The 23,758-nt window shown below is 40.4% G+C and carries 21 protein-coding genes; 4 read left to right on the top strand and 17 right to left on the bottom strand.

Annotation, left to right across the window (positions count from 1 at the left end; translation table 11 throughout):
- Positions 1-94: 94 nt before the first annotated feature.
- Positions 95-2,668: a M1 family metallopeptidase gene (locus DC53_RS09770; RefSeq protein WP_033029921.1), complete on the top strand. Its 2,574-nt coding sequence runs from the start codon at positions 95-97 to the stop codon at positions 2,666-2,668.
- 76 nt (positions 2,669-2,744) lie between these two features.
- Here DC53_RS09770 and DC53_RS09775 read toward each other — a convergent pair whose 3' ends face one another.
- Both DC53_RS09775 and DC53_RS09780 read right to left on the bottom strand, forming a co-directional pair.
- The gene (locus DC53_RS09775) at positions 2,745-3,110 is read right to left on the bottom strand and encodes a hypothetical protein (protein ID WP_007376965.1); all 366 of its coding nucleotides are present in this window, start codon (positions 3,108-3,110) and stop codon (positions 2,745-2,747) included.
- A 75-nt stretch (positions 3,111-3,185) separates the two neighbouring features.
- The gene (locus tag DC53_RS09780; protein WP_007376966.1) at positions 3,186-4,061 is read right to left on the bottom strand and encodes a TolB-like translocation protein; all 876 of its coding nucleotides are present in this window, start codon (positions 4,059-4,061) and stop codon (positions 3,186-3,188) included.
- Between the two features lie 157 nt (positions 4,062-4,218).
- Here DC53_RS09780 and DC53_RS09785 point away from each other — a divergent pair, with 157 nt between their 5' ends.
- The 3 genes from DC53_RS09785 to yjjG all read left to right on the top strand — a co-directional run bounded on the left by DC53_RS09785 (position 4,219) and on the right by yjjG (position 6,416).
- A complete protein-coding gene (locus DC53_RS09785; protein WP_007376967.1) occupies positions 4,219-5,118 on the top strand; it encodes a phosphoribulokinase in 900 nt (299 codons plus the stop codon).
- A gap of 64 nt (positions 5,119-5,182) precedes the next feature.
- Positions 5,183-5,728: an inosine/xanthosine triphosphatase gene (gene yjjX, locus DC53_RS09790; RefSeq protein WP_108912446.1), complete on the top strand. Its 546-nt coding sequence runs from the start codon at positions 5,183-5,185 to the stop codon at positions 5,726-5,728.
- Positions 5,729-5,741: 13 nt separating this feature from the next.
- Positions 5,742-6,416: a pyrimidine 5'-nucleotidase gene (yjjG, locus tag DC53_RS09795; protein ID WP_033029919.1), complete on the top strand. Its 675-nt coding sequence runs from the start codon at positions 5,742-5,744 to the stop codon at positions 6,414-6,416.
- 80 nt (positions 6,417-6,496) lie between these two features.
- Here the strand turns inward: yjjG and lpxC are convergent, their stop codons facing one another.
- From lpxC to rsmH, 15 genes are all read right to left on the bottom strand, one after another.
- Positions 6,497-7,408: a UDP-3-O-acyl-N-acetylglucosamine deacetylase gene (gene lpxC / locus DC53_RS09800; protein ID WP_007376970.1), complete on the bottom strand. Its 912-nt coding sequence runs from the start codon at positions 7,406-7,408 to the stop codon at positions 6,497-6,499.
- Positions 7,409-7,514: 106 nt separating this feature from the next.
- Entirely contained in the window at positions 7,515-8,759 is a 1,245-nt protein-coding gene (ftsZ, locus tag DC53_RS09805; protein WP_033029916.1) for a cell division protein FtsZ, read from the bottom strand.
- Between the two features lie 21 nt (positions 8,760-8,780).
- A complete protein-coding gene (ftsA, locus tag DC53_RS09810) occupies positions 8,781-10,013 on the bottom strand; it encodes a cell division protein FtsA (protein ID WP_033023600.1) in 1,233 nt (410 codons plus the stop codon).
- On the bottom strand, positions 10,010-10,789 hold the full coding sequence (locus DC53_RS09815; RefSeq protein WP_033029914.1) for a cell division protein FtsQ/DivIB: 780 nt from the start codon (positions 10,787-10,789) through the stop codon (positions 10,010-10,012). Before DC53_RS09815 ends, ftsA begins: the two co-directional genes overlap by 4 nt.
- Position 10,790: 1 nt before the next feature.
- Positions 10,791-11,711: a D-alanine--D-alanine ligase gene (locus DC53_RS09820; protein ID WP_033029912.1), complete on the bottom strand. Its 921-nt coding sequence runs from the start codon at positions 11,709-11,711 to the stop codon at positions 10,791-10,793.
- Positions 11,708-13,159 carry a UDP-N-acetylmuramate--L-alanine ligase gene (murC, locus tag DC53_RS09825; RefSeq protein ID WP_008135027.1) on the bottom strand — a complete coding sequence of 484 codons (1,452 nt, stop codon included), beginning with the start codon at positions 13,157-13,159 and terminating at the stop codon, positions 11,708-11,710. Before murC ends, DC53_RS09820 begins: the two co-directional genes overlap by 4 nt.
- On the bottom strand, positions 13,160-14,236 hold the full coding sequence (gene murG / locus DC53_RS09830; RefSeq protein WP_033029910.1) for an undecaprenyldiphospho-muramoylpentapeptide beta-N-acetylglucosaminyltransferase: 1,077 nt from the start codon (positions 14,234-14,236) through the stop codon (positions 13,160-13,162).
- Positions 14,233-15,408, bottom strand: a complete 1,176-nt coding sequence (gene ftsW, locus DC53_RS09835) for a cell division protein FtsW (protein ID WP_007376977.1) — start codon at positions 15,406-15,408, stop codon at positions 14,233-14,235. The genes murG and ftsW overlap by 4 nt, the downstream gene beginning before the upstream one ends.
- On the bottom strand, positions 15,405-16,739 hold the full coding sequence (murD, locus tag DC53_RS09840) for a UDP-N-acetylmuramoyl-L-alanine--D-glutamate ligase (protein WP_033029906.1): 1,335 nt from the start codon (positions 16,737-16,739) through the stop codon (positions 15,405-15,407). The genes ftsW and murD overlap by 4 nt, the downstream gene beginning before the upstream one ends.
- Complete coding sequence (mraY, locus tag DC53_RS09845) at positions 16,740-17,822, bottom strand: phospho-N-acetylmuramoyl-pentapeptide-transferase (protein ID WP_007376979.1); 1,083 nt, start codon at positions 17,820-17,822, stop codon at positions 16,740-16,742. It abuts the gene before it with no gap.
- A complete protein-coding gene (locus DC53_RS09850) occupies positions 17,822-19,204 on the bottom strand; it encodes a UDP-N-acetylmuramoyl-tripeptide--D-alanyl-D-alanine ligase (RefSeq protein ID WP_033029904.1) in 1,383 nt (460 codons plus the stop codon). Before DC53_RS09850 ends, mraY begins: the two co-directional genes overlap by 1 nt.
- Positions 19,201-20,679: a UDP-N-acetylmuramoyl-L-alanyl-D-glutamate--2,6-diaminopimelate ligase gene (gene murE / locus DC53_RS09855; protein WP_033029903.1), complete on the bottom strand. Its 1,479-nt coding sequence runs from the start codon at positions 20,677-20,679 to the stop codon at positions 19,201-19,203. The genes DC53_RS09850 and murE overlap by 4 nt, the downstream gene beginning before the upstream one ends.
- Positions 20,672-22,489: a peptidoglycan glycosyltransferase FtsI gene (locus DC53_RS09860; protein ID WP_007376982.1), complete on the bottom strand. Its 1,818-nt coding sequence runs from the start codon at positions 22,487-22,489 to the stop codon at positions 20,672-20,674. Before DC53_RS09860 ends, murE begins: the two co-directional genes overlap by 8 nt.
- Positions 22,486-22,815, bottom strand: coding sequence for a cell division protein FtsL (gene ftsL, locus DC53_RS09865; protein WP_007376983.1), 330 nt, complete (start codon positions 22,813-22,815; stop codon positions 22,486-22,488). The genes DC53_RS09860 and ftsL overlap by 4 nt, the downstream gene beginning before the upstream one ends.
- The gene (gene rsmH / locus DC53_RS09870; protein ID WP_007376984.1) at positions 22,812-23,750 is read right to left on the bottom strand and encodes a 16S rRNA (cytosine(1402)-N(4))-methyltransferase RsmH; all 939 of its coding nucleotides are present in this window, start codon (positions 23,748-23,750) and stop codon (positions 22,812-22,814) included. Before rsmH ends, ftsL begins: the two co-directional genes overlap by 4 nt.
- Positions 23,751-23,758: the final 8 nt, after the last annotated feature.

Here is a 23,758-nt window from a genome sequence, read left to right as displayed (position 1 = left end):
TAAAAAAGCTGTTAGGATATCCACATCCCTAATTATATACGCATAAAAAAGCCTATTTAGGGTAATTTCTAACAACAACAATCTAGGGATCATTATGTTTCTCAAAAGCCTCTTAACTGTGAGCGTTGCGCTGGCAATGAATGCTGCAAACGCTAACGAATTTGTTATCGAAAAACTCGCAAAACCAAGCTCGCAAAAAGTATCGTTAACACTCGACCCGAGCCAAGATACATTCACAGGGATGACTGAGATTTCCCTAGAAGTACTAAAACCAACAAAATACATTGAATTAAATGGCGTAGCTTACGCTGTTAAAATGGCGCAACTGCTTGGTGATGAAAACTGTGATTTAAACAATGAAATGCTTAAAACAGGTAAAGTAAAATTTAGCTGTGATGAGCAAATTCAACCAGGTAAGTACACACTTAAAGTTGATTTTTCAGCGCCATATAACCGTCAAAGTGTTGGTTTATACAAAACATTAGACCAAGGCACACCTTACTTATTTACTCAATTTGAAATGAGTGATGCACGCCGTGCATTTCCTGTTTTTGACGAGCCAAGTTACAAAATTCCATTTCAGTTAACGATTACTGCGCCTACATCACAAAAAGTATATTCAAATACGCCTGAGCTTAAAGCAATCGTTAACGGCGATATGACCACACACTACTTTGATAAAACGCCGCCAATTCCTTCATACTTAGTCGCGATGGCTGTTGGCCCATTTGAAGAGTTAGAAATAAAAGGTATGCCAATTCCAGGTCGTGTAATTACCCCTCAAGGTAAAATTCACTTAGCCCAATACGCAAAAGAAAACATGCCAAAAGTACTGGGCGCACTTGAAGCGTATTTTGGTATTCCTTACGTTTACAAAAAATTAGACTCAGTGGCGGTACCAGAGTTTCCATTTGGCGCAATGGAAAACTCCGGCTTAGTAACCTACCGAGAAGATATTTTATTAGTTGATTTAGCTGCAGCAACACGCAGTAAAAAACAACGTAATGTATCAATTATTGCTCACGAACTTGCTCACCAATGGTACGGTAACTTAGTAACTATGAAATGGTGGAACGACTTATGGTTAAACGAAGCGTTTGCTAGCTGGATGGCTGCAAAAATTACTAAGCAGCTTAACCCTGAGTTTGAATCGCACTTAGACCTGCCACAAAACAACGTAATGGCACTTGATGCACGCCTAAGCACCAAGCCTATTCGTAAGCCAATTAAAACCGAAGCCGATATTATGGACGGTTTAGGTCTTGCTTACAGTAAAGGCAGCTCAGTACTTGCTATGGTTGAAAACTGGATTGGCGAAGATGCATTTCAAAAAGGTATTCAAAGCTACTTAAAAGAGTTTTCATATAAAAATGCTGAAGCAGCCGACTTATGGGAAGCACTTGGTAAAGCGTCAAATAAAGACGTAGCGAGTGTTTTAAAATCGTTTATTGAGCAATCTTCTTTCCCACTAGTTAAAGTAACTCAACAAGGTAGCAAAGTAACTATTTCACAAAGCCGCTTTGTAAACGCAGGCGTTGATGCGCCAGAGCAGTTATGGAATGTACCAGTTGCAATTAAATATGGTGCTGGTGATAAAGTAAAAACAGCAAACGTATTACTTAATAAACAAAGCCAAACACTAGATTTAGACTTTGAACCAGAGTGGATTTATCCTGACCAAGGTGCATTAGGCTACTACCGCTGGGTAATGGATGATGTACAATTTAGCGCACTTGTTAAAAAGGCGCCAAGCGTACTGAGTGACCGTGAACGCTTAGCGTTACTATCGGCTACTGATGCGCTACTTGATGCTGGTGTTATATCTGCTGCTAAGTTAATGCAAACACTTGAAGTGTTCGTAAGCGATAGTCACCCTCGCGTAGCAAATACCGCGCTAGGTTACTTAGTATCGCAACAACGTACTTTTAAAGACGATAGCAATAAAGACCTATGGCCTGAATTTATTCGCGGTGCAGTAACACCTGCTGCTAAAAAATATGGTTTAGAAGCAAAAGCGGGTGAAGATGCTGCTATTGCACAACTTCGTGCAGCCGTTGTATCACGCTTAGGTTTTGATGGTGAAGATCAAAACGTCATCAATAAAGCCAAAGAACAAACGCAAGTTTATTTAAATGATCCACAAAAAGTAGACCCATACTTAGCAGGCACGTACTTAACTCTTGCTGCTTTTCATGGTGACAAAGCGCTGCTTGATCAATTCATGACAACGTTTAAAACGACTAAAGATCCGCAAGTACGCACAAACATGCTTGCAGCTATGGGCTTTTTTGGTAAACCTGAGTTACAAAAAGCGGTATTAGCTTATAGCTTAACGGATGAAGTAACGGCATCTGACATGCGTACTATTTTGTCAGGTCAAAGTTACACAGATGAGCGCCAGGCATTATTTATTGATTGGGTTTACAGTAACTACGATAAAGTAACAGCAAGTTTACCGCCGTTCTTTATTCCTAACTTGCCGTACTTTACAACTGCAAGCTGTGATGCAGAAAGCTTAGCGACAACAAAAACCTTCTTTAACGAAAAAGTAGCTGATGTAGCTGGTTACGCTCGTACATTAAGTAAGCTTGAAGAAAGCACAAACGATTGTATTGCGCTTAAAACACGCGAACTTGAATCGGTTAATAGCTTCTTAAAAAGTAAGTAATTATTAGGTTTATTGAGCTATAAAAATACAAAAGCCGCTGAATATAAATTCAGCGGCTTTTTACATTTATGTTTTATTAATTACCAATAATCATAGTTAGCTTAGCTATAAAGTCTTTTGCTGCTTGCTCAGAGTTTATTTTAAATGCCACACCATAGTGAATAGGTTGAGCGCTTTTAAAAATACGCGTAGGAAAGCGTGTCATCTCACTGCTATGAAAGTACCCTTGCGCACGCGTTACGCCATCAATATCATTAAAGTCATCGCTAAACACCTCAAATGCTGGGCGAATTACTATTTTACCCTTGCCGCTTTCGCTGTGGGTATAAAATGCTTCTTTAGAGTTTACTAACATGTACTCTGCAATATTTTTAATCTTAAAATTACTTCTGCACTGTAATTTAATAAGCTGCTCTGTCAGCTCGTCTGCACTATAAGCCACGTGTAATCCCTATTAGTTAATTTGCGCATTAGATTAACGCATACACACAATAAAATCTGAATTTATTTGTCTGCTTTACTTTGTTATATCACATACAAAAGCGAGCTTTTCATTGTTGTAACTCATTCTTGTTATATTTTTTTCGCAGTAGGTGCTTAAATTAAGCCATTGCGATATTTCATCACTTCCATCAAGTTTACGCTGATAAACGCGGTTTTTAATAGCATAAGCAATGGTCGTATTATCTTTTAAAATAAAATCTTGAACTTGAGCCGGTAACCTTAATAGGTCTTCAACTTGTTTATCTTGCGGATTAAAACTCGCTAAAATGTGTTGCTCGTTTTTAGTGTAACTAAATAAAAATGCAGCCATTGAGTTGTTATAAATAAGCGTTCGCCCAATATTACTGGCTGCTATTTCCCCCTTCGCTTGTGCAACAGAAGTATATTGAAGAGTATGAGGCTTTCCTAAAATGAACATCACTAAATCATTTTGAACACCCCATGCATGGTACCCAACAGGTTCAATCCAATCAAAAATACGACTTGGCGCATCTTCATTTTTGAGTGGGTATTGCCACAATTTTTGCTTACCGTCAGCTTCTACAACAATCGCTGATATCGCATCACCACTTGGCATAACCGTTGGTGAATATTCGCTTACTGGAGAATTAGTTATATTGCTGATTTGTTTTGATGTTAAGTCATAATAAGCAATATCGGTTTGGCTTTGCTCATCAGTAATTACTTCATGAGTAAAGTATAAACCTGTATTTGTTAAATGTGGCTGGTTGTTATAACTGTTTTTATCACTCACAATACTAACTTGTAAGCCATAAGGCGTATTTAAATCAGCAAGTAATACTTGGCTTTTTGGCATGCTAGCCTGCACCACAATTGGGCTAAGCGCTGCTATAGAAAATAATCCAAGTAATGGTTTAATAAGTTTCATGCTTTCTCTCGTTTTAATTTTAAGCACCTCATGATAACGTTATTTGCTGATGGCGTCACTTGAGCTAAGTCAGTCAACTCTTAAGATACCCAAACGACTTAAAATAATGTTAAGTTTAGTCTGGTTATAAAATCGGCTCCTAAAAAAGAGAATTAACATGTCAGCTAAAAATCCTATTATTGCGATTACGGGTTCGTCTGGTGCAGGCACAACCACCACAACCAATGCAATTAAACATATTTTTCGTAGCCTTAATATTGAAGCGGCTTTTATCGAAGGGGATAGCTTTCATCGTTACACTCGCCCTGAAATGGATAAAAAAGTACGCGAAGCACAGCAAGAAGGTAAGCACATAAGTTACTTTGGCCGAGAAGCCAATGACTTTGGTGCCCTCGAAACTTTATTTAATCATTATGGTGAAACTGGGCAAGGTAAATTACGCCGCTATTTACATACATTTGATGAAGCGGTTCCGTACAATCAGTTACCGGGCACCTTTACTCCTTGGCAAGAGCTTGAGCATAATACTGATATTTTATTTTATGAAGGTTTACACGGTGGTGTAGTCGATCAAGATGTAGACGTTGCTAAGCATGTTGATTTATTAATAGGCATGGTGCCTATTATTAACCTTGAGTGGATTCAAAAACTGATACGCGATACCTCTGAGAGAGGTCATTCACGTGAGGCTGTTATGGACTCAATTGTCCGTAGTATGGATGATTACATTAATCACATCACGCCACAGTTTTCTCGAACTCATATAAATTTCCAACGAGTGCCGACCGTTGATACTTCAAATCCATTTAGCGCTAAAGATATTCCATCGCTTGATGAAAGCTTTGTAGTTATTCGCTTTAGAGGTATTGATGATGTTGATTTTCCTTATTATTTACGCATGATCGAAGGCAGTTTTATGTCTCGTATAAATACGCTTGTAGTACCTGGTGGCAAAATGGGCTTAGCAATGGAGCTGGTGCTTACTCCACTAATTAAAGATATTATTTTGAAAAAGCGTGCACTGGAAAACTTAGCACCTCTGGATATACCTATTTAACTCCTCTTCTAAGGTTGAGCTCTCTCACGTACACTGCTGATTTTTAGTAACAATAAGGGACATTGTGTTGTACTCATTAAAAATTATTGTGGGTTCTAAAAACCCTGTAAAAATTAACGCGGCTAAATATATTTTTACAATGTATTTCCCTGATCATGAAATTGATTGCCAAGGTGTTGATGCACCATCCAATGTGCCCGATCAACCTATTGGCGAAGACGAAACACGCATTGGCGCGCAAAACCGCGTTGATTACTGCAAAGAACATCACCAAGCTCACTATTACGTGGCAATGGAAGGCGGTGCAGAGCAGTTTAGCTATGGCCCAGCAACCTTTGCCTATGTAGTTATTGATAATGCCTTAAATCAAGTTGTAGGGCGCAGCAGTAACCTCCCCTTACCTCAAGTACTTTATAATGCATTACTTAAAGGTGAAGAGCTTGGCGATGTAATGGACAAGGCATTCAATACCACCAATATTAAGCAAAAAGGGGGCGCTATTGGACTACTTACAAACAATCATGCCACGCGTGAAAGTACGTATACACAAGCACTCACTTTAGCTATGGCGCCATTTTTACACTCTGAGCTATACAGCCAAACAAATTAATTTAGGAAGTTTAATGAAATACAGCTATGTATTGTTTGACGCAGACGAAACCTTATTTAGGTTTGATATTTTAGCGGGCATGACTCGCATGTTTAAAGCTTACAACGTAGATTTTAGCCAAGACGATTATATTCATTATCAAAAAACCAATAAGCAGCTGTGGATTGATTATCAAAACGGTTCTATAACTGCTGATTACTTACAAGTAACTCGCTTTAATGAATGGGCTGCAAAGCTAAATGTGCCAGCAAAAGAGCTAAACGATGCTTTTTTAGATGCTATGGCGCAAATTTGCGAGCCATTACCTGGCGCTATAGAACTTTTAAATAAGCTTAAGCCAAATGCTCGATTAGGTATTATTACTAACGGATTTGCCCGCCTACAAACGGTACGTTTAGAACACACTGGTTTAAAAGATATGTTTGAATGGTTGGTTATATCTGAGCTTGTTGGCATAGCAAAACCGAATAAAGCGATTTTCGAACATACATTTGAGCTAATGGGTAACCCAGATAAAAGCGAGATACTTATGGTGGGTGACACTGCTGCAAGTGATATACTTGGCGGCAACAATGCAGGTATTGATACTTGCTGGCTACAACACCCTGGCGAGCAATTGGCCGATGGGATAAAACCAACCTATACAGTAACTCATTTAAATCAGTTACAAGCTCTTTTAGAGTTATAATAAAGTAAATTTTACGCAAAAAAATGACGCTAATTAGCGTCATTTTTTATAACTGTTTGCGAACTGTACTTTTATTGCTTTTAGGCTGGAGCTAACTCAAGACCGGGTGCAGGCATCGTCACAGGCGTTTCAAATGTTGCCCACTCCCATGCTGACTCTGTAGCCATAATTTTACGAAGTAATTTATTATTTAAATCATGACCCGATTTAAATGCGGTTACTTTACCTAAAAGGTTATGACCTGTCATAAACATGTCACCAACACAGTCTAATATCTTGTGCTTAACAAACTCGTCGCTATAACGTAAACCATTAGGATTTAAAACTTTGAATTCATCAAGTACCACAGCACTATCCATACTACCACCTAGTGCTAGGTTGTTTGCATGCATGTATTCAATATCTTTCATAAATCCAAAAGTACGCGCACGGCTAATTTCTTCAATAAAGCTTTGCGTTGTTATATCTAACCCTATACGTTGGCGACTTTCGTTGATAGCAGGGTGGTTAAACGCAATCTCAAAGTCGATATGAAAACCATCATAAGGTTCAACTTCAGCCCATTTATCACCTTCTTCAATACGTACTTTTTCTTTAATACGAATAAAGCGTTTAGCAACATTTTGCTCTTCAATTCCGCCTTTTTGTAACAGATATATGAATGGTAATGCACTACCATCCATAATCGGCACTTCTGAGCTGTCTAATTCTACAATTAGATTATCAATGCCCATTGCAGCAACGGCTGCAATAAGGTGCTCAGTAGTCGATAAGCGAACGCCATCTTTGTTAATTAAACAAGTACACAATTGCGTATCACCAACGGCTTCAGGTGTTGTTTCAAAATCAACAACCGGATCAAGGTCGACACGACGAAATACAATCCCAGTATTTGCGCTCGCAGGTCGGAGAGTTATTGTGACCTTCTCACCTTTATGAAGTCCAATTCCTATGGCTTTGACTATTTCTGCAATCGTACGCTGTTTAATCATAGGTTCGCTCACTTTTAAATCAGTTACAGTTAGACGGCGGAGTTTAACATAAATCCTTTTGCCTTTCAATATTTGTACATATTTCAAACAAAAGTATTATTAAATGTTAATCTGCCTGCTTACGTAAAAAAGCTGGAATATCAAAATAATCACCGCCTTCTGATTTATCCGCTTTTTTACCGCTTTGCGCTGAAGAGCCTGAACTACTTGAACTCGTTGAAGGCGCTTTTTCTTTGCTTTGCGTTTGTGCTTTAGCAGCATTTTCTTCAGTGTTTGTGTCTTGGCTTGCAAAGCTTGGTACGTACATACTACTTGCTTGGTTTGATGTGCTTGCAACATCAGATCCTGATGCCTTTTTAAAGCCATTATCAACAATACCAAACTGTGGACGACGATCACCGCCTAAACCTGTTGCAACAACCGTTACACGTAGCTCATCAGTCATTTCTGGGTCGATTACCGCACCAACAACAACCGTTGCGTTTTCTGACGCAAGTGCTTTAACGTGATTGCCAACAATTTCAAATTCTTCAATCGCAATGTCCATACCGGCGGTAATATTAACCAAGATGCCTTTAGCACCTGTTAAATCAACGTCTTCTAGTAGTGGGCTTGAGATAGCCGCTTCTGCAGCCTCCTGTGCACGATCAGGACCTGACGCAGACGCCGTTCCCATCATTGCAGTACCCATTGCAGACATTACTGTACGTACATCGGCGAAATCCACGTTAATTAAACCAGAACGTGTAATTAGCTCTGCTATACCCTGTACCGCACCAAATAATACGTCATTAGCTTTAGCGAAGGCATCTAGAAGAGTAGTCCCTTTTCCTAAAACCTTAAGTAATTTATTGTTCGGAATTGTAATAAGCGAATCTACAATTTCTGACAATTCATTAATGCCTTGATCGGCGGCTGCTGCACGTTTTTTACCTTCAAAATCAAAAGGACGTGTTACAACTGCAACTGTTAAAATACCAAGCTCTTTAGCAATTTTAGCAACAACCGGTGCTGCACCAGTACCTGTACCACCGCCCATACCTGCAGCTATGAATACCATGTCGGCGCCTTCAAGGCTGGCACGAATTGTATCGGCGTCTTCTTCAGCCGATTTACGGCCTACTTCAGGATTTGCACCCGCACCTAGCCCTGAGGTTATTTGCGTGCCTAATTGAACTGTAATATCGGCAGCAGAGTTACGTAATGCCTGTGCATCCGTATTAGCAGCAATAAAGCGTACGCCTTCAATCTGTTGTTTTACCATGTGCTCAACAGCGTTACCGCCGCCGCCGCCCACGCCTATCACTTTTATGACAGCTTCTTCGCTGTGTTGTTCCATTATATCAAACATATTTACTCTCCGACTTGAGCATTAAAACTCGCCTTGAAACCATTTTGTAACACGGTTCCATAAATTATTGTTCCCTTCTGCTTTCGACTTTTGTGCATTCATCGATTGCATTGTACGTCCGTATTGTAACAAACCAACAGCAGTTGCGTACGAGGGATCATCTACATAGTCTGTCAAACCAACTATCCCAATTGGTTTTCCTATTCTAACTGGCATTTGGAAAATGTCTTCTGCCACTTCCATTGCACCAGTCATTTTAGCAGTACCACCAGTAACAACGAGGCCTGCAGCAATTTGATCTTCTAAACCAGAACGACGAATCTCTTCCATCGCAAGCTCAAATAATTCTCTAAAACGAGGTTCTACTACCTCTGACAATGTATGGCGTGACATCAATCTTGCTGGTCGTCCGCCAACACTTGGTACTTCAATTGTGTCTTCGCTACTTGCCATTTGGCTACTAGCACATGCGTATTGTACTTTGAGTGACTCTGCATGTGATATAGGTGTACGAAATATTTTTGCAATATCACCTGTAACCTGATTACCAGCAACAGGAATAACGGCAGAATGGCGAAGTGCACCATTAATATAAATAGTGATATCCATAGTACCGCCACCAATATCAAGTACTGCAACACCTAGCTCTTTTTCGTCATCTGTTAATACAGAATAACATGATGCTAGTGCGGTAAAGATAAGTTGATCGACTTCAAGACCACAACGTTCTACACATTTTTCAATGTTTTTTGCCATATCGTTTGAGCAAGTAATGATATGTGCTCGCGCTTCCATACGAACACCACTCATACCAAGTGGGTTTTTAATGCCCTCTTGCATATCAATACTGTATTCTTGCGGCAATGCATGCAGCATTTTACGCTCTGCCGAGATAGGCACAGAGCGTGCAATATGAATGACATTTTCAATATCTTCATCGGTCACTTCAGTGTTGTTAATAGCAACCACACCACTCTCGTTCTGGCACTGAATATGCTTACCAGAGATACCAAGGTACACAGAACTAATACGACAATCAGCCATTAACTCAGCTTCGTCTATAGCTCGTCGAATAGACTCAGATACCAAGTTTAAATCGTTAACGCCGCCTTTATCCATACCACGAGACACTTGGCTGCCCACACCAACAATACTGAGTTTGTTATCTGCGGTGATTTCACCTACCGTGGCAACCACTTTCGAGGTACCAACATCTAATCCAATCACGAGGTTTCTTTCTGCTGACTTAGTCATGCCTTACTCTTATTTTGTAATTGTTCTTCTTGCATTGGCTTAAAGCTTACTGCAAGGCCGGTATCATACCGTAAATCGATTGTATCTATCTGTGCATTTTCAGGATGTTTCATTCTCGGGTAAACATCTATAAAGCGCTGAACTCGCTTGGCTTTATCTTTACGCCCTAAATTTAAACGTACACCATTATCTAACCACAGTTGCCATGAAAAACGCTCAGACAACGCTAAACTATTTAATGTTAACGCATTTACTTTAAGCATTTCATCAAACTGTTTAAAAGCTAACCATGCTTCTTGTTCACTGCCTTCTGGCCCGAATAATTGCGGTAAATCTACATTTAGTTTATCGCTACTAGCCTGAAAAGCTTCACCTTTTTGATTTAGTAATAAATCACTATTCCAATGTGCCACAGCATCATGCTCAACAACATATACTTGCAAAGTATCTGGCCATTGCTTACGTACTGATACTGTCGCAACCCAAGGTAAATCTTGCACCAGTTGTTGCACATGTTTTACATCAAGTTCAAAAAAACTACTTAAATCGGCTCTTTTTATTGCTTTTATTATTGCCGTTTCATCAGTGTACTTAGGATGCCCTTGCACTGTTAAATGCTTAATTTGAGCATCTTTATTTTCAACTAACCAATGCGAAATCCCCGCCGTGATCTGTATTAAGCCAATCACAACAATTAGAAAAAAGCTCACACCAAAAATGAGCGACCAATTTAGTTGCTGTTTGATTTTCTGAGCTTTTTCTAAAAGGGGGTGCATATTAAAGTGTTTGCTCCAAAATGCGAACAACTAATTGCTCAAAACTTGCCCCATTCGCTTTTGCAGCCATTGGTACTAGTGATTTTTCAGTCATGCCAGGTACTGTATTTACCTCTAGTAGGTAAAAGTGTCCTTGCTCATCTTGCATTGCATCCACACGTCCCCAGCCACTTGCACCTACAAGGTCAAATGCATCAAGTGAAATTTCTTGTAAGTGCTCTGTATCGTGCTTTGATAAATTTGCAGGGCAATGATATTGCGTCGTGTTTGATTGATACTTAGCTTGGTAATCGTAAAAACCATTAGGCGTGGTCATCTCAATTACAGGCTGTACTTCATCACCCAATACAGTAACCGTGAACTCTCGTCCTGTAATCCACTGTTCGACAAGTACTTGGCTATCAAACTTAAATGCATTAGCGAGTGCTTCTTCTAACTCTTGCGCATTACTTGCTTGTGCCATACCTATGCTTGAGCCTTCGTGCGATGGCTTAACCATTACCTTTTTAAACTCATCCATAATGGCAACTGCATCAAAGCCTTTTTTAGCATCGACAACCGCATAAGGGGCCGTACTTAGACCCGCAGATTTAAACAAGTGTTTACAGCGAATTTTATCCATAGCGAGGGCTGAGCCCAATACATTACTACCTGTGTAAGGCAGGTTCATAAATTCAAGCGCACCTTGTACGGTGCCATCTTCACCACCACGACCATGTAACGCAATAAAAACGCGCTCTACATTTAATTCTTTTAATTCCCACAAAGAACGACTTTGTGGGTCAAATGCAATTGCATCAATGCCACTACTTTGCAGTGCATTTAAAACAGCTTGACCAGATTTTAATGACACTTCACGCTCTGCTGAATTGCCACCTAACAGCACCGCTACTTTACCAAATTGTGTGTTTACCTGGGTCATACTTCACCTTGCTTAAGTTTTTCTATCGACATACCCGTTGCAGCTAAGGTTTTTACTAATTGGCCTATATTACCTGCGCCTTGGGTTAATACTAAATCGTTATTTTTTAGGCATTCACCGAGGACACCTGCAAGCTCTGAACTTGAAGCAACATGAAGTGGCTCTTTGCCACGTTGGCGTAAACTTCTACAGAGGCTTTTACTATCAGCACCGACTATAGGGTCTTCACCTGCGCTATACACATCAAGTAATAGTAACTGATCTACATCAGCAAGTACTTTTACAAAATCTTCGTACAAGTCGCGTGTACGAGAAAATCTATGTGGTTGATATACCATAACTAAGCGCTTATCAGGCCAACCTTCACGCACTGCAGCAATTGTTGCTGCAACTTCTGAAGGGTGATGCCCATAATCATCAACTAACATCACATTGCCACGCTCGTTTTCAAATTCACCATAGTGTTGAAAACGACGACCAATGCCTTCAAACTTCTGCAGCGCTTCTAAAATTGCATGGTTAGCAATGTTTTGATCTTTTGCTACAGCAATCGCTGCGGTTGCATTAAGTGCGTTGTGTCTACCTGGCATATTCAACGTGGCAGTTAAACACTCACCTTGTTTGTTAGTTACTGTAAATGTGCACGTATTAGCTGATTGGCTAAAGTCGCTCATGCGGTAATCAGCATCCTTCGATTCGCCATACGTGATAACTGGGCGACCAAATCGCGGGATAAGTTCAGCAGCAACTTCAGAATCAATACATACAACAGCTAAACCATAAAACGGTAAGTTATGAATGAAATCTACATATGTGTCTTTCATTTTTTCGAGACTGCCGCCGTAAGTATCCATGTGATCTTCTTCAATATTTGTGATCACCGAAACCATTGGCTGCAAGTGTAAAAACGACGCGTCGCTTTCATCAGCTTCTGCTATTAAAAAATCACTTTTTCCTACTTTTGCGTTACTACCTGCGCTATTTAACAAGCCACCAATAATAAAAGTTGGATCAAGCCCCGCCTGTCCATAAATACTCGCAATTAGGCTTGTTGTCGTTGTTTTACCATGCGTCCCCGCAATCGCTATACCATGGCGAAAACGCATTAACTCCGCGAGCATTTCTGCGCGGCGCACAACCGGAACTCTTGCTGCTTTTGCTGCAACAATCTCAGGGTTTGTTTCATCAATAGCACTTGAAACAACGACTACGTTAGCATCTTTTACGTTATTTTCGTGATGACCAATAAATACCTCAGCACCGGCTTTAATTAAGCGATCTGTCATAGCGCTATGAGCAATGTCAGAACCTGTAATACGGTAGCCTTCAAATGCGAGTACTTCAGCAATACCGCCCATACCGGCACCACCAATGCCAATAAAATGGATAGTATCAATTCGACGCATTGCAGGTCGTGTGTGTTTTTCTTGTACTGATGCTTCTTTCACTTACACTCTCTTATTTGTTACTTGCTCACAGTGTGCTGCAACGCTTACTGTGGCATCTAAAATGGCTTGCTTTTGAGCATTTGCTGCCATTTGTTTAATTAATATAGGCTTAGCTAAATAAGGATTTAAAAGCTCAACAATTGAATGTTGATTAAACTGTGCTTGAGGCATTAACAAAGCCCCATTTGCCATTACTAAATACTGTGCATTCGCTGTTTGATGGTCGTCCACTGCATGAGGAAACGGAACAAATATAGCCATTTTTCCAGCCGCAGCAATTTCACTAACCGTTAACGCACCCGCGCGGCAAATGACAATATCAGCCCAAGCATAAGCCGTATCCATATCATCAATAAATTCAGCAACGTTTAAGTTATTACTATCAAAACTGTGTGCTTTATAAGCCTCTTTAACGCTGTGTAAATGGCCTTTACCTGTTTGATGCCACACACTAATTGCGGTGGTATTACTCAATACTTTAAATGCTTCAGGTAATGTTTGGTTAAGTACTTGTGCCCCAAGTGAACCACCCACTACCAACATATTTATTGGGCTTGATACATAACGCTTTGGTATATCAATAACACTTTGACGTACCGGATTGCCAACAAGTTCAGCTTGACCCTGTGCAAAAGCACTTGGAAATGCTGCTAATACACGTGTAGCCACCTTAGCTAGCAATTTGTTACTCATGCCCGCTACCGCATTTTGCTCATGAATAACCAGCGGAATACCTAAACTTTTGGCAGCAATACCTGTTGGTCCAGTTACATACCCGCCCATAGCAAGTACGACATCTGGACGCTGTTTTTTTAAAACTTTACGTGCTTGCAATATGGCGTTAAGCACCATAAATGGCGCTTTAACAAGACGTTTTATACCGTTACCACGCACACCCTTAACATCAATAAAATCAATGTCTATGTTATGCTTTGGAACAACGTCAGCTTCCATTCTATCAGGTGTTCCTATCCAGCTAACTTGCCAGCCTTGTTGTTTTAAATAGTCAGCTACAGCGATACCAGGGAAAATATGCCCGCCAGTTCCACCAGCTACAACGACTAATTTTTTACTCATCGCTTACCTCCGCGTGAAGTGGCTTGTTTTGTTGCCATCTTAGTCTCAAAATCTACGCGTAATAAAATGCCCGTGGCTATCGTCATAATCATTAAGCTTGATCCACCGTAAGAAATAAACGGCAGTGTTAATCCTTTTGTTGGTAAAATACCCGCACTCGCACCTACATTAACCATGGTTTGAAACGCAAACCAAATACCAATAGCAAACGAAAAATAGCCTTCATATTCTTTGCCACACTTTAATGCTTGCTGACCAATTAATAGCGCTCTAAATACCAAGGTAGCTAATACCATTAAAATACTTACAACGCCGATTAAACCTAGTTCTTCACCTATAACAGCAAAAATAAAATCGTTATGCGCTTCAGGTAAATATTGTAGCTTTTGTACGCTGTTGCCAAGGCCTTGGCCAAACCAACCACCTTGGCTATATGCCATTAGCGATTGCACCAACTGATAACCTTTACCAAAAGGATCATCCCAGGGATCTAAAAAGCCAACAACACGTGCCATACGATATGGCTCAACAATTATAAGTAAAACAACGAGGCCAACCCCCGTTAAAATAAGTACAAAAAACTGCCATAACTTAGCACCGGCTAAAAATAGCAGACCAACCGTAGTTACAAACATAACAACTACGGTGCCCAAATCGGGTTGCAGCAAAATAAGCAGAGCATATACCGCAAATACAGCAATAGGCTTTGCAAAGCCTTTAATATTTTCTTGTACCTCTTCGCGTTTTCTTACTAAATAGCCCGCAATATAACTAAAAAAATACAGCTTTGCAGCCTCAGCCACCTGAAAACCAACCGGGCCAATAGGGATCCATCGCCTAGCTCCATTCACTTCACGACCAATAATTAATACGGCTATTAACAGCACCATGCCTAATATTAATAAATAAGGGTTTGATCTTTTCCACCAATCCATTGGTACACAAACCGTTATCCAAAAAAGAACAAAAGCCATAGCTAAAAACATACTGTGACGAATAGTAATATGATACGAGTTATCAAATAATCGTTCAGCGGTCGGCATTGATGCGCTGGTTACCATGATAAAACCAACACCTATCAGCATTATTACGCAGTACAATAGCGGTACATCGTATAACTGCGCCGAAGGCTTAGGTGTTAATGCGTCTTTTATATCGGCAAAGGCAATCATACTTTCTCCGCCATAACGCACTCAACAAAGTCATCACCGCGTTGCATATAGTTGTTATACATATCAATACTGGCACACGCAGGGGCTAACAAAACAATATTGCCAGCACGACTAAGTACTTTGGCCAAAGCAACGGCTTCTTCCATATTGTTAGTTAAATAGCTCTTATTGGTAATCGCAGCTAAGTCGCTTGCATCTTTGCCGAAACAAATTAATGCTTTAACATGCCGTTGAATATAAGGTTTAAGGGCATTTAAATCAGCGCCTTTGGCATCACCACCTGCAATAACAATCAGGTTTTCACCATCACTAGCTAAGCTATCTATTGCTGCAATAGTTGCCCCAACATTAGTCGCCTTTGAATCGTTAAAATATTTTACACCATTAAATTCAGCTACAAATTGGCAGCGATGCGCCAACCCATTAAATTGGCTCAACGCGTTTACATACTGCTCTTTGCTTACTTCAAACAGACTTAAAAGCGCCATTACAGCAAGTGTGTTTAAATAATTGTGTTTACCCACTACAGCAAGCGTACTCACTGGTAAAAAGGCATCGCCTTTAACCATAAAGTGAGTTTCGTTATTGTATTGCGCTAAATGGTAATCACCTTGTTGAACACCAAAGCTAATTTTGGGGGTTGTACTGCGCTCAACTGGATGCGTTTGACTATCGTCAGTATTAACTACAATAAGCTCTGCACCGTCATAAATACTTAGCTTTGAGTCTATATAAGCTTGGTAACTGTCGTAGCGGTCAAGGTGATCTTCTGACACATTTAATACCGTTGCACTTATTGGCTTTAAGCTCTTTGTGGTGTCTAGCTGAAAACTAGATAGCTCAAGTACATACACATCAAAATCATCATTGAGTAAATCCAGCACCGCAGTGCCAATATTCCCACCCAAAGCAACTTTATAGCCGGCTTCTTTTAATACTTCATAAGCGAGCGTAACCACGGTTGATTTACCGTTGGAGCCAGTTACTGCAACAACCGGTTTTGTATTAATACGTGCAAATAACTCAACGTCGCCAATCACTTCAACACCTGCGTTAATTGCATCTGCAACAGCTGGTATTTTTAAGCTAAGCCCTGGACTTATAATAATTATATCGCTTGAACGAAGCTCTGCGTCATCCAAATTACCAAAGTGTGTATCTAGATTTGGTGCATGCTCTTTAAGCCAATCAATCCCTGGAGGGTTTGTACGGCTATCAACAACTTTTGGCATAAGGCTATGAGATAATAAAAAACGCACAATGCCCAGACCGGTAACACCGAGTCCGAGCACTGTTATTTGTTTATTTTTTATCTCGTTTAAATACTGCATTTATCGAATCTTTAATGTCGCTAGACCAGCGAGGACTAGCACAATAGAAATAATCCAAAAGCGTACGATAACACGTGGCTCCGGCCAACCTTTTAATTCGTAATGATGATGAATTGGCGCCATTCTAAAAATGCGTTGCCCACGTAATTTATACGATCCCACTTGTAATATGACCGAGAGTGCTTCCATAACAAATACGCCGCCCATAATAATAAGCAGTAATTCTTGGCGTACTAAAACAGCAATAATACCTAATGCACCACCAAGTGCTAATGAGCCTACATCACCCATAAATACTTGTGCTGGGTAAGTGTTAAACCACAAAAAGCCAAGCCCTGCACCCACAATGGCAGTACACACAACCACAAGCTCACTTGCTAGCGGTAAATGCGGAATATGTAAGTAAGCCGAAAAGTTAATATTACCTGTTAAGTAAGCAATAATTGCCAATGCTGCGGCGACTAAAATAGTGGGTACGATGGCTAAGCCATCAAGCCCGTCGGTCAGGTTTACTGCATTTGATGTCCCTACTATTGCAAAATACGTAAGCACAATATAAAACAAGCCAAGTTGCGGCAATACATCTTTAAAAAATGGAACAACAAGTGATGTTTCAGAAGCTTGTGCACTGGTAAAATACAATGCTGTCGCTACCACTAACGCAATTACTGACTGCCAAAAATATTTCCATTTAGCAATTAAACCTTTTGGATCTTTACGGATAACTTTACGGTAGTCATCAACAAAGCCAACAATACCTAATGAGCCAATTACAAACAGCGTTGCCCATACATACTTATTCGATAAATCAGCCCATAGTAGCGTACTGGTAAAAATAGCCGCTAAAATAAGTAAGCCACCCATAGTCGGCGTACCCGACTTAGATAGATGCGATTGCGGACCATCGTCTCGAACCGTTTGACCTATCTGCATACGTTGCAAACCACGAATTAACTTAGGTCCTAAATAAAGAGACATAATTAGCGCAGTTAAAATACCTAAAATGGCACGTAGCGTTAAATACGAAAAAACATGAAAACCACTAAAATACTGGGTTAAATACTCTGCCAGCCAAACTAACATTATGATACTCCATTGATGGCTTGTTGCTGGCCATTAACTAAATCGGTTACTAATAATTCCATGCGAGAACTGCGCGATCCTTTCACTACTATTGTTGTTTTTGTATTCACTTTATTAATACTTTCTTGAATTTTTTGCTGCATTTGTTCACGGCTCGAAAAGTGGCGATTAGGGAGTTCAAACACATCACTTGCGCATTTACTTAATACACCTAATGTAAATAACTCATCAATCCCTTGCTCAAGTGCATACTCACCAACTTCTTGGTGATATTTACGTGCATCTTCACCTAGCTCCCCCATGTCTCCCAGCGCTAAAATGCGGTGACCTTGCATATCACTTAACAAGTCAATCGCAGCCTTTACCGACTTAACATTGGCATTATAGGTATCATCAACCACGGTGAGTAAATCAGACACTTCAATTAGATTAACGCGCCCTTTTACATCACCCATAGTGGCAAGTGCATTGGCTATTTCTTCAACAGTTACATCAAATTCACTAGTAAGTGCAGCCGCAATAAGTGCGTTACTAATATTGTGCTTGCCAGGTAGCGCCAAAGTAACAGGGACTTGCTTGTCTTTAGTACAAAGCGTAAAGCTTGCACGCGCATTGGCATCAAGCGTGATATTCTCTGCCCAAATGTCGAGTTTTTCGGTTGTAGAAAAACGTTTAACATTACGCCCTTCAAGTTTATCTAACCAATACTGGCTAAATTCACTATCGCAATTAACAATGGCAACGCCGTCATCTTTTAGGCCATCAAAAATCTCACCTTTAGCTTTTGCAACCCCCATTAAGCTGCCAAAGCCTTCTAAGTGAGCGGCTGCAACATTACATACAACGGCTACATCTGGTTTGGTCATTGCAGTTGTGTAGGCAATTTCACCTAAGTGATTTGCACCTAGTTCAATTACTGCAAAACGATGTTGAGGCTCTAAGCGCAATAACGTAAGTGGGACGCCAATATCGTTATTAAAATTACCTTTAGTAGCTAATACATCACCGTGAACCGACAAAATTGCTGCACACATTTCTTTTACGGTGGTTTTACCTACACTCCCTGTAATTGCAATTGTTTTAGGCGCCACTTGCGCCATAACAGCAGTGCCAATTGCACCTAGTGCAATACGTGTATCGCTTACTATAAATTGTGGAATATCTACATCTACTTTGTGCTGAACAATAACGCCAATAGCGCCTTTTTGTTTAGCCTCAGCTATAAATTTATGGCCATCAAAATTGGGCCCTTTAAGTGCTAAAAACACTTCGCCATCGCACACTGTACGAGTATCAGTATTTATATTAAGCACTTGTTGATTATCACCTTGATAATCGGTTGTTAGTACATTGGCTAACCAATCAAAATCCATTGGGATCATTGTGTTATCCCTCTTACTGCTTTTTTTAGTTGTTCTTGTACATAACGGCGATCGCAAAAGTCGATGCGCTTATCGCCTATAATTTGATAATCTTCGTGGCCTTTACCTGCAATTAAAATAACATCATCAGCTGTAGCATTTTCTATAGCAAAACGAATTGCAGTTGCTCTATCAGCCTCTAAATGTGCGTCTTGAGGGTTCACTAAACCGCCAGCCACATCAGCAATAATGTCATCAGGATTTTCAGATCGCGGGTTATCGCTGGTAATAATAACTTTATTAGCATTTTTCTCAGCTGCTTGCGCCATTAATACTCGCTTACCTTTATCTCTGTCACCACCGCAACCAAATACACAACTCACACCACCTGGTACATGCTGTTGCAATGCTTGCAATGCAAGTGCAAGTGCATCGGGCGTATGTGCGTAATCAACAACACACGTTGGCATGCCTGCTTGACTAAATGCTTGCATTCGCCCAGCGACTGGCTGTAACTGCGCACAACCTGTAATTAATTGCTCTAGCGGATAACCAAGCCCTAGCAATGTAGCGAGCGCTGCCGTTAAGTTATATAAATTAAATTCGCCAAACAGAGGCGATTTAATTGATATATCACCCCAACTCGTCGATAACTGCGCCGAAATACCTACACTTGAATATTCAACATCAGAAAAATAGACGTATCGAGTATTCTTAGGAGCTAAGTTTTTGCGACCATAACAAATTAGATTATTAAAATCATACTTTTCAAGCCATTGCTCTGCTTGAAAATCATCTTGATTAAGCACCACAACTTGCGGTTCAAAATCACGAAAAAGCATTAATTTTGCATCACCGTAACTTGCTATATCACCATGATAATCTAAGTGATCACGCGAAAGATTAGTAAACACAGCCGCTTTAAATTCACATTTAGCAACACGCTGTTGCACTAACCCATGCGATGACACTTCCATGGCGACTAGCTTTTTATGCTGTAAATTTAGATCACTCAAAATATGCTGTAAATCAACCGTTGAAGGCGTAGTATTCATCAGTGGAGTTAAGTTATTAGGATGTCCATAACCTAGCGTGCCAATAATCGCTGACTCAGTACTACAAAATTGCGCTAAGTGAGCAATCATTGCTGTGGTGGTTGATTTACCATTTGTGCCAGTCACACCAATTAAATCCAAAGCCTGACTTGGTTGGTTATAAAAGCGACTTGCTAATTCTGGAAGCTTTTTATCAAACTCTGAAACTAAATATAGTGGTTCGAAACTTGTTTCAAATTCGCATAATCTGTCAGCAATAATAGCTGTTGCGCCATTTTCAATTGCTTTAGCAATAAATTGTCCGCCATCAAGTGAATGGCCTTTAATAGCAACAAATACATCACCTGGTGTTACCTCACGACTATCAATGCGTAAATGTTTTACCAGTTGCGAGGGCGCATCAATTTCGATGTATTTTAAAATATCTCTTAAATCACGCATCGTTCTTTTTACCTTCCACGTAGGCAACATCTTCCTTGTCCGGTGCTACATTTAATATTCTTAATGAATTCGAAATTATTTCAGCAAATGCAGGCCCAGCGGTGGCCCCTCCGTAGTACACATCCCCGCCGGGTTCATTAATCATAACAACAACGGCTAATCGAGGATTACTTGCAGGTGCGACACCTGCAAAATAGCCAACATATTCGTCACCATAACCACCAACAGCTGCTTTTTTAGATGTACCTGTTTTACCTGCTGCCCGATAGCCATCAACTTTAACGCGACTGGCTGTGCCGCCCTCTTCAAATATACTTTCCATCATATGGACTACGGCTTCTACGTCTTTTTGTTTAAAAATACGTTCGCCTTCTGGTACATTATCTTGTTTTAAAATCGTTAATGGACGGTTGACTCCCCCAGCGCCTAACATGGCATAAAATCGTGCCATTTGGGCTGTACTTACTGCAATATTGTAACCAAATGAAAGCGCAGCAATTTCATGATCCGACCAACGGCGATTAGGGTAAAACAAACCACTGCTTTCCCCCACCATACCGGTGCCTGAATCTGAGCCAAACCCTACCTTTTGAAACAATCCCACTAAATAATCTTTAGGTACTAACTGCGTTACTTTCGTAACTCCCATATTTGAAGAGTATTTTAAAATTTCGCGCAGTGTCATCTCACCATGATTGCGAGTATCTTGAACTAAGCTACCGCCTAAACGCATCCAACCAGGGTAAGTATCAATTTTGTCATCGGCTTTAATTGCGCCGTAGTCTAGCCCAGCTAAAATGGCTAGGGGCTTAACAGTTGAGCCTGGTTCAAACAAATCGGTAATTGCGCGGTTACGGCGCTTATGCGGGGCAGCATCGCTTAAGTTGTTTGGATTAAACGAAGGGCTATTAACCATCGCTAATACTTCGCCTGTTTTTATATCAACAACCATCGCTGAACCCGATGTCGCTTTATAAGTAAGTACAGCAGATTTAATCGCTTTATAAGCGATGCCTTGAATACGTTGATCAATACTTAACTGAATACTTTCAGGTTCTACGCGTTCGCGCTCATCAAGCACTTCTACTTCGCGTCCTTGTGCATCTTTGCGTATAGTACGACGGCCTTCTTCGCCCGTTAATGCATTCTCATACAGCTTTTCAATACCTTCAATACCTTTGCCATCTATATTGGTGAAACCAATAATATGTGCAGTTACTTCACCGGCAGGGTAATAACGCTTAGATTCATCTAATAAATGAATGCCAGGCAAACGTAAGTCGCCAATATAATTTGCAACGGCAGGAGTTACTTGGCGTTTTAAGTAAACAAAGCGACGAGAAGGATCGTTAAGAAGGCGTGAATTAATTTTTTTCGGATCGGTACGCAGAACGTCAGCGAGTTCACGCCAGCGCATATCATTTTTGTAATACTGCACTGTACGTTTATCAAGTTCGACCGCATTGTCTGCAAGTGATTGTTGATCCTCGCCATTTTTACGCGCTTGCTTAATCACTTTAGAAACAAGTGATTTGTGAAGTGCTTTAGGATCTGCATACACACTCACTACCGGTACACTCACCGCGAGCTCTTTGCCATTACGATCAAAAATCATCCCACGCTGGACATGAAGTTTTTCGACACGTACGGTACGTTTATCACTTTCAGAACGGGCTTTGTCAGGTTCAATTACTTGTAAATAAGCAGCACGAGATACCAGTGTTACAAACACCATAAACACAACGCCACACACCAGCATAAAGCGCCATGTAATTAAGTTATTTACTGGTTTTTTGCCTCGATTTCTCATTGCAGTATTATTACCTGTTCATCTTGACTCGTTGGTCGTTTCATTTTTAGCTGTGATTTCGCAATTTCTTCGATACGTGCATGCTGTGAATAAAATTCCTCTTCAACTAATAAATAACGCCATTCTAAATCAAGTTCATCACGCTCTTGGAGTAACGAATCTTGTTCAATAAGTTGCCCTCGAGCAAGATGTGTTACTTGTACCACAGTTAAACTTGACGCGAATATCACAACCAACAAGGCCGAGGTAAGCTTATTAGCTCCTAGGCCTTTAACAATTTCAAAAAATAAATTAGGTGGTTGACGATGATTCGCTTTTATATTCATTCCAGCCTCTGAGCAATCCTAAGTACAGAGCTACGAGAACGCGGATTACGCTCAACTTCAGCGGCACTTGGCTTAATCGCTTTACCCACTGCCTTTAACGTCAGATTTTTATTTATTTGTGCGTCAGTTAAAGGCAGACCTCTGGGTAATACTTCTCCCCGACTCTGTTTTCTAATAAACTGTTTTACAATACGATCTTCTAATGAATGAAACGAAATAACAACCAAACGACCACCGGGTTTAAGGACCTTAATTGCAGACTGCAATGCCGTTTGAATCTCTTCAAGTTCGCTATTAATATAAATACGGATCGCCTGAAAAGTACGAGTAGCAGGGTGTTTAAACTTATCTTTTACAGGTACTGCTTCATCGACTAAATCAGCTAACTGCTTAGTCGTAGTAATTGGCGTGTGCTCTCTAATCTCAAGTATTTTATGCGCAATACGCTTACCAAATTTCTCTTCACCCAGCTTTTTAATTACATGGGTAATATCATCCAATTCAGCTTCAGCTAACCATTGGGCTGCACTGCGACCACTTGTTGGATCCATACGCATATCTAGTGGGCCGTCTTTCATGAAACTAAAACCACGCCCAGCATCATCTAACTGTGGCGACGACACACCTATATCTAATAAAATCCCGTCGACTTTACCAATGAGATCGTTTTGCTCTGCTACTTCGTAAAGTTTTGAAAAGCGAGTATGTGCAATTGCAAATCGCGGATCATCAGCAAACTTTTCAGCTGATTGTATTGCCTGCGGATCTTGGTCAATCGCTTGCAAACGACCTTCATTACCAAGGCGTGCTAATATTTGCCCTGAATGACCGCCACGTCCAAAAGTGCCGTCCATGTATATGCCGTCTGGCTTAATTGCAAGGGCATCTATGGTTTCGTCCATTAAAACGGATACGTGTTCAAATTGCGCTGTCATTAGCTATT

It is taken from the genome of Pseudoalteromonas fuliginea, assembly GCF_000690055.1.
In the GTDB taxonomy this organism is placed as follows: Bacteria; Pseudomonadota; Gammaproteobacteria; order Enterobacterales; family Alteromonadaceae; genus Pseudoalteromonas; species Pseudoalteromonas fuliginea.
Note: the sequence above shows the minus strand (reverse complement) of the source record. Positions and strands in the feature narration are given on the sequence as shown.